At 45.0% G+C, this 6,664-nt stretch carries 8 protein-coding genes; all 8 read left to right on the forward strand.

Going from position 1 to position 6,664, the window contains the following annotated elements; all coding sequences use genetic code 11:
• Positions 1–94: transposase (locus IM507_RS16735; RefSeq protein WP_287637371.1), on the forward strand; the 94-nt coding region annotated here is incomplete at its 5' end.
• Between the two features lie 397 nt (positions 95–491).
• Positions 492–1,130, forward strand: a complete 639-nt coding sequence (locus IM507_RS16740) for a histidine phosphatase family protein (RefSeq protein WP_002736693.1) — start codon at positions 492–494, stop codon at positions 1,128–1,130.
• Positions 1,131–1,179: 49 nt separating this feature from the next.
• Complete coding sequence (locus tag IM507_RS16745) at positions 1,180–1,824, forward strand: histidine phosphatase family protein (RefSeq protein ID WP_002765895.1); 645 nt, start codon at positions 1,180–1,182, stop codon at positions 1,822–1,824.
• A 136-nt stretch (positions 1,825–1,960) separates the two neighbouring features.
• Entirely contained in the window at positions 1,961–2,674 is a 714-nt protein-coding gene (locus IM507_RS16750) for a biotin--[acetyl-CoA-carboxylase] ligase (protein ID WP_042790744.1), read from the forward strand.
• A gap of 45 nt (positions 2,675–2,719) precedes the next feature.
• A complete protein-coding gene (locus IM507_RS16755; RefSeq protein ID WP_002735096.1) occupies positions 2,720–3,964 on the forward strand; it encodes a M23 family metallopeptidase in 1,245 nt (414 codons plus the stop codon).
• Positions 3,965–4,300: 336 nt separating this feature from the next.
• The gene (locus IM507_RS16760) at positions 4,301–5,773 is read left to right on the forward strand and encodes a hypothetical protein (protein WP_002736650.1); all 1,473 of its coding nucleotides are present in this window, start codon (positions 4,301–4,303) and stop codon (positions 5,771–5,773) included.
• 347 nt (positions 5,774–6,120) lie between these two features.
• Positions 6,121–6,285 carry a hypothetical protein gene (locus IM507_RS16765; RefSeq protein ID WP_184891191.1) on the forward strand — a complete coding sequence of 55 codons (165 nt, stop codon included), beginning with the start codon at positions 6,121–6,123 and terminating at the stop codon, positions 6,283–6,285.
• Positions 6,282–6,473, forward strand: a complete 192-nt coding sequence (locus IM507_RS16770) for a hypothetical protein (RefSeq protein ID WP_123230359.1) — start codon at positions 6,282–6,284, stop codon at positions 6,471–6,473. Before IM507_RS16765 ends, IM507_RS16770 begins: the two co-directional genes overlap by 4 nt.
• Positions 6,474–6,664 lie beyond the last annotated feature (191 nt).

Raw genomic sequence — 6,664 nt, forward strand, 5'->3', positions numbered from 1 at the left:
GAATACCAAAATCAAGCTTATTAAAAGAATGAGTTATGGATTTACCAATTTTGAACATCTTCGACTTAAGCTGTTTGCTTGCTTTAATTTATAACAAAAATTAACACACGAAAACCAGGAGAGCCAGTTTCTTTGTTCTATGTTAAGATGTTGAGGGCTTCGTTTTTGGGTCTGATTTGTTTTTGTTAATGATCAGACAGTACCTGATGAGCCTTTCTTTGTCAACTCTTGAGGTTGATGCGTTTCATTTTTGAATTGGCGAATTATTCCCTCTTCACCACTGTATATAAAGGAGATTTCCCCGACCAACACTTTCTTAACAAAATCTTTTATTCGAGGTGTCCCAAATATAGTGGTAATTTAGAGAATTACCGAGAAACAAAAGGTAAAAAGGATGATTGTAGCGGCGAATTGCCTTCGCCCTCTTTTAATAACTTCTGCTTATCACTATAAGTGGGAGAGAGTCACAAATATTGAGATGCACCCAAAAGATGAGTCTAAAACTTTACTTTTTGCGTCATGGCGAAACCACAGCCAGTCAAACGGGTAGTTTTTGCGGTCGATTAGACTTGGAACTAACCCCAGCAGGCTATGAAATGGCCAAGGATTTCGCCCTTGCCTATCGAGATGTGCCTTGGACAGGGATCTATTCCAGTCCCCTCAAACGTACCATGGCCACCGCCAACCCTTTAAGCGAACTCTTGGGTATTCCCATCCACAAACGGGAAGGATTAAAAGAGATTGCCTACGGCCAATGGGAGGGAAAAACCGCAGCCGAGGTTAATCAGGAGTTTCATGATGATTATGTGCGCTGGTTAGCAGATCCGGGCTGGAATTCTCCCACAGGAGGCGAAAAAGGCATCGATATCGCTCGCCGTAGTTCGGAAGTATTAGAGGAAATCGACCATCATCACGATGATGGCCATATTTTGATCGTTTCCCATAAAGCAACGATCCGAATCATGTTATGTTCTCTTTTAGGCATTGATATCGGCCGTTATCGCGATCGAATTGCCATGCCCGTGGCCTCGGTGACGATCGTCGAATTAGCCGAACATGGTCCCCTCTTTCAAGTCATGGGCGATCGCTCTCACCTCCGCAATGACCTGCGCTCCCGAGCGGGAACCTAACCAGTCAACAGTAACCAAGGAAGCCCCGGATTTGGTCTCCTGAAAAACTATGTGCTTGATGTTATATTTTCTGCGACACGGACAGACAGCCTATAGCAAAACGGGAGGATACTGTGGTACTCCAGAAAATGATCCCGGTTTGACTGCCGAAGGCATCGAAATGGCGGAAGAATTCGCCGATGTCTATCGTTCTTTACCTTGGCGTGCGGCCTACGTCAGTCCCCTCCAAAGAGCTATTCAAACCGCTAAACCTCTCTGTGAAGCGGTGGGACTGAAATTAGAAATCCGCCAGGGATTACAAGAGATCGGTTATGGTCTTTGGGAAGGTATGCACCCCAACGATATTGACCATCAATATCATGATCTCTATGTACGCTGGTTGACGGATCCGGCTTGGAATGCTCCCCCCAACGGGGAAAGGGGCATCGATATCGCCCGTCGTTCCGCAGCCGTTTTGGAGGAAATTGAACACACCCACAGTGATGGCAATATCTTGATCGTTTCCCACAAGGCCACCATCCGGATCATGCTCTGTAGTCTGATGGGCATTGATGTGGGCCGTTATCGCGATCGATTTGAAATGCCCGTAGCCGCTGTCAGTATTGTCGAATTAGGCAGTCGTGGCCCGCTTTTCCATGGCATCGGTTTACGTTCCCACCTCAGTGAGTACCTGCGTTCTCTTCCTTGCACCTAATCAGGAGACAGGAGACAGGAGACAGGAGACAGGAGGCAGTATTGAAGAGATTACTTTTATTGATTATCTTTTTCCATCTCCCCACACCCCACACCCCACACCCTACACCCTACACCCATCTCCCCACTTCCAATTTATGACCAAAATCCATCACTTTGAGCTATTACCTTCCACTAATACTAAAGCGTGGGAATTATTAGAGTCGGGGGAAAATCCGCCTTTTGTGGTGACTGCTAGTCAACAAAGTGCCGGGAGGGGACAATGGGGACGGGAGTGGATTTCTGAACCGGGAGGATTATATTTATCTTTGGCTTTAAATCTGGATTTAGAGGTGGATAAATCTGCCCATCTCGTTCTCGCTACAGTTTGGGGCATCGCTCATCACCTGAATTGTCAGGAAATACCTGTTAAAATCAAATGGCCGAATGATTTAGTATTACTAGGGCGCAAACTAGGGGGAATTAACCTAGAAACCCGTATTCAGGGTCAAAAAATCCCGCAAGCAGTCATCGGAGTAGGCCTCAATTGGTCTAATCCTGTCCCCCCCACGGGTATTAATTTACAGGCTTTTACTGGCAATAAAAGTACCTCGATCGCTCAGTTAACTTCTCTCACCAGCGATGCTATCCTATACGGCCATGAATATTACTGTAATCACGGCATAAAAGCCCTATTAGCTTCCTATTTAGAATTTTTTGCCAATTTTGGTCAAAAGATAGTTTTTGAGGGCTATCAGGGCATAATAACGGGGGTAAGCGATCGAGGGGAATTAAAAGTTAAATTAACCTCGGACAATGCCAGTAGCGAAATCTATATACCGGCCGGTAGGGTCAGTCTCGGCTATAATTGAGTCTAAATATTTTTTTGACTAAACTGTGAGAAGTGAGGCCGCCCTATGTATCCTTCATCGGTGATATTGAAACTTTTTCTCGGAAAATCCTTAAAAAAGAAGCTGAGTTTATGCAGTGGTCTCGGTTTAGTGGTCAGCGGTCTGATTACTCTTGCTCCCAATGCGATCGCTAATTCCGAAATTGGCAGCGAAACCTCGGTAGTGGAAAATGCCGCCCCGACTCTAAAAGCCCCCGTTATCAAAGAAAATACTAATCCTGCCCCTCGTCTGGCTATCCCCGAAAACCATCGAACCGATATGCCTACCCTTGCCCCCCGGGCCGGCGGTAAAAATAACTTTATCGATACTAGAAACTTTAACCCCCCCAGTTCCGTTGTCGTCACCGAGCGCCGCAGTGGTTGCCAAACCATCGCCCAAAATGGTCAACTGGTAGGAGGTAGCTGTAATCTGGCGGCCCGGGCCTCCCGTCGTCAGCCGGTCAGCACTGTGGCCAAACCCTTACCCCCGGTTAATCTAGCCCGGGTGCGTCTCAATCCTAATCCGGCCGTGCGGGTAGGACGGCGGTCTCAAAATCAGCCGGTTATCGCTCATAATTCCCTGCGTCGTTATGCCCCCACTCTCGTCGCTTCTAGCTCCCCAGTACGTCTGGCCGCCCCGACGGTGATTCCAAGTCAGGTGGTAGCCCTCAATCCCCCGGAATGGAATGGCGTAAAATTAGCTTTGGCCCCGGTGACTCGCGCAGAAGTGGAAGCAATCAGCGAAGCGACCACCTATGAGCGGGCCACCCGTTTAAGTCCGACGGATTCTAACCAAACTCAACGCACCGATTTACTCTTTCCCCTCGCTCTTCCCGCCCAAATTACCTCGGTTTTCGGGTGGCGAAATCATCCGGTCAGCGGCAATCGGGCCATGCACGCGGGTACTGATTTAGGCGCACCGATGGGAACACCTGTATTAGCCGCCTACGCAGGGGAAGTGGCCACCGCCGACTGGTTGGGAGGTTACGGATTAACGGTGATTTTGCGTCACCTCGATGGTAGTCAAGAATCTCGTTATGCCCACCTTTCGGAAATTACCGTCAAACCGGGAGAATGGGTGGAACAGGGAGCGGTTATCGGTCGCGTGGGTAGTACGGGAGTTTCTACTGGTCCGCACCTACACTTTGAATGGCGACACCTAACCGAACAGGGTTGGACCGCCGTGGATGCCGGTTTGCATCTAGAATTAGCCCTCGATAATCTGGTGCAGAGAATGCAAATGGCCACAGCCACTGACTCTAATCAGAATTGAATGGTGAGCTAATAGAACATCTTTGGTGGGAATTAAAATCTCTCGTGAAAAAACTCGCCCCGAAAAGGGAAGAAGCCTTAAAAGCTATCTTACATCTTGGCTTGATGCTAGTAAGCAAGAAACACTCGAGAAACTATTTCCCCCATTGCTGTTATTATGCCTCTCATGCCATTTTTCTAAAGTAATGGCAGAGATGGTTAATTACCCTCACCTCGAACCCCTCTCCCAGAAAAGGAGAGGGGACTGGGATACCTGCCACGAATAAAGAAAAATGGTATCAGTTCTGCAAAGTCCTGCAATTACTTGAGCGACTTTTTCAGCAAACCCTACCAAATAATGAAAAACTTTCTAGACTCAACCAACCGAGGGGAAAAAAATAATTTCCTCATCCCCTTTGCCTATGTGCTAGGAGTGGCCCTACCCTTTATTTTGGTCTATTTTCTCCCCATTTACCACGTTACCGATGTCTTCCAATTTAGTAGATGGGGGGATTGTCTCGCAGCAGGTAAAGTATATATGGATTGTCCTCGCAAAGTCCCCAACTATCCTAGTATAGGTATACTGGCGAGTGGCGGCGTAATTGCGGCGATAAAATCCCTATTGGGAATTAGCGAAAAAACCGAAGCTATCTACTACTTCCGTTTTTACCTAGCATTTGTTGATGCTGTCAATTTTCTCCTTCTCACCTACCTAGCGAGAATCTTAAAATTCAAACGCCCCGTAATCATCGGTTTAAGCATAACCCTAGTGCTATTTATCTGGGCGGCAGGTTCTCTCTGGGGACAGATTGACAACGTAGGCTTATTATTTTGCCTTCTGGCGACCATTGCTTTTTTCCAATCTTGGAGTGAGACAAACACTCTGCTCAAAAATATCCTCTGGTTTCTCCTGGGGATGTTTAGTTTAGTCTTATTTATTCTCACTAAACAACTCTTTATTTTTTCCCTACCCTTTTTTGCCCTACTTATCCTCACCACAGGTTACAAATTCCAGCAAAGATACCAGACTAAAGGCTTAATCTGGCTGGGAGCAACTCTACTTTTAAGCCTCGGATTTTTCCTCTACCTAGATAGCTTATTTGCGGTTCCCCTCAGACTGATTCAGTCTAGTTTCCTCTTTGTCTTAAAATCTGGTAGTGGTCACGGTGACAAAATCTCAGGAAATGGCTTTAATATCTGGATATTTCTCGGTTTAGAACCCCGTGCTTCCTCCCGAGTACCTTTTATGGATTTGCAACTGGGTAGCTGGAAAAAAGGTATCAGCCCTCACCAAGCAGGGCTTTTACTCTATGCTGGTTTCATGGGTTTTCTTATCTGTACAGGTTTAATCAAGATTTGGCAAATTCTCGCCACCAAAACCGAGGCGATTAGCCCTAAATATAATCCTACCTATTTAATGGTACTTCTCTGCCTTTTCCATGGACTAAGTTACCTAGGTTTTAATATTCTTCTCAGTGGCACTCATCAGCGCTATCTCTATATAGGTTATCCTTTTATCCTGATCAGTATTATCTGGCTCTACTATCAGGATTTCTTGATATCCAGACGCGCCCTACTCGCCTCTTTATTTGCTGCTTTTGCCTACGGTTGTTTTCTTTATTCCCAAGTATCTAATGCTTATGTGCTACAAGCACAACAGTATTTAGGTTTTCAAAAACCACCGAATATTCCCTTATTACCCAAGTTCTTCTTTATCTTTGAAAGACATCAGTTTCTAGGTGCTGTTCATCTATTCTTGCTAGTTTTCCTAGTAGATATTTGGCAACAGCTAAGTAAAAGACAGATTGTTCTTCCTAGTTCCGATAAGTGAACATCAATCGCCACCGGCAAAAGCGCCTACAAACACTGACTCTAATCAGAATTAATTTGTTTTGGGTTACAAATATAGCGGTTTTTGGAGCTTAAAAAAGCATTGTTGAGCTTTTGCCCAATTGATGCGTTTTCATACATTCGCAGCCTTAGTAATACCAAGTTAAATTCTATTCAGTGCAGATAGAGCGCGCCTATTGAAAGATTAAATAATACCTTTCGACAAAGGATTTCTCGGCTGGTGAGAGAGAGTCTATCTTGGGAGCAAGTCAGTTTTGCAGAAGAGTGCGCTGGAGACCGGTAGAAGAATCGAGTAAAATAGGGATATATCAAAGGAGGAAACGGTCAATGAACCCAGAAAACCAGAAAAAACTCCAAGAATACGCCCGAGGAATCGCCGAAATTCTCTATCAAGAGGCCGCTCCCGAAGACTTAGCCAGTTTAGGGGATATTGAAAAAACGATCCGACAACAGACTTTAGATTATGTTACCCCCCAATTAGGAATTTTTTGATCGAAAAAACAACGGGAACAAAAGCGGGACGAGAAAGAATTCTAAAAAGTATAATCGGTCAACTACCCGTCACCGAAAAACAAGCGGAGTATTTACATCTGGAATCCCATCAAAGAATTAGTCCAGCTTTAGAGGAATGTTGTTTAAGGTTAAGTGCCACGGTTTCTTACAAGAGACCTCTTGCATAAATCCGAAAACAAACGATAGAAACAATAATGGGAGGGACTTTCAGTTAATTATTAGAACTCTTGCAAATTAATTATATGTTATAATGATGGGTTAACTAATTTTCCCCAAAAAAATAGTTAATCAGTACATTCGTCCTGAATGAAAACTTGAAGTTTAACTTTTAACTCAAAACTCTTTAGAGCTGCTTTAA

The organism is Microcystis sp. M20BS1 (assembly GCF_020245305.1).
In the GTDB taxonomy this organism is placed as follows: domain Bacteria; phylum Cyanobacteriota; class Cyanobacteriia; order Cyanobacteriales; family Microcystaceae; genus Microcystis; species Microcystis ichthyoblabe_A.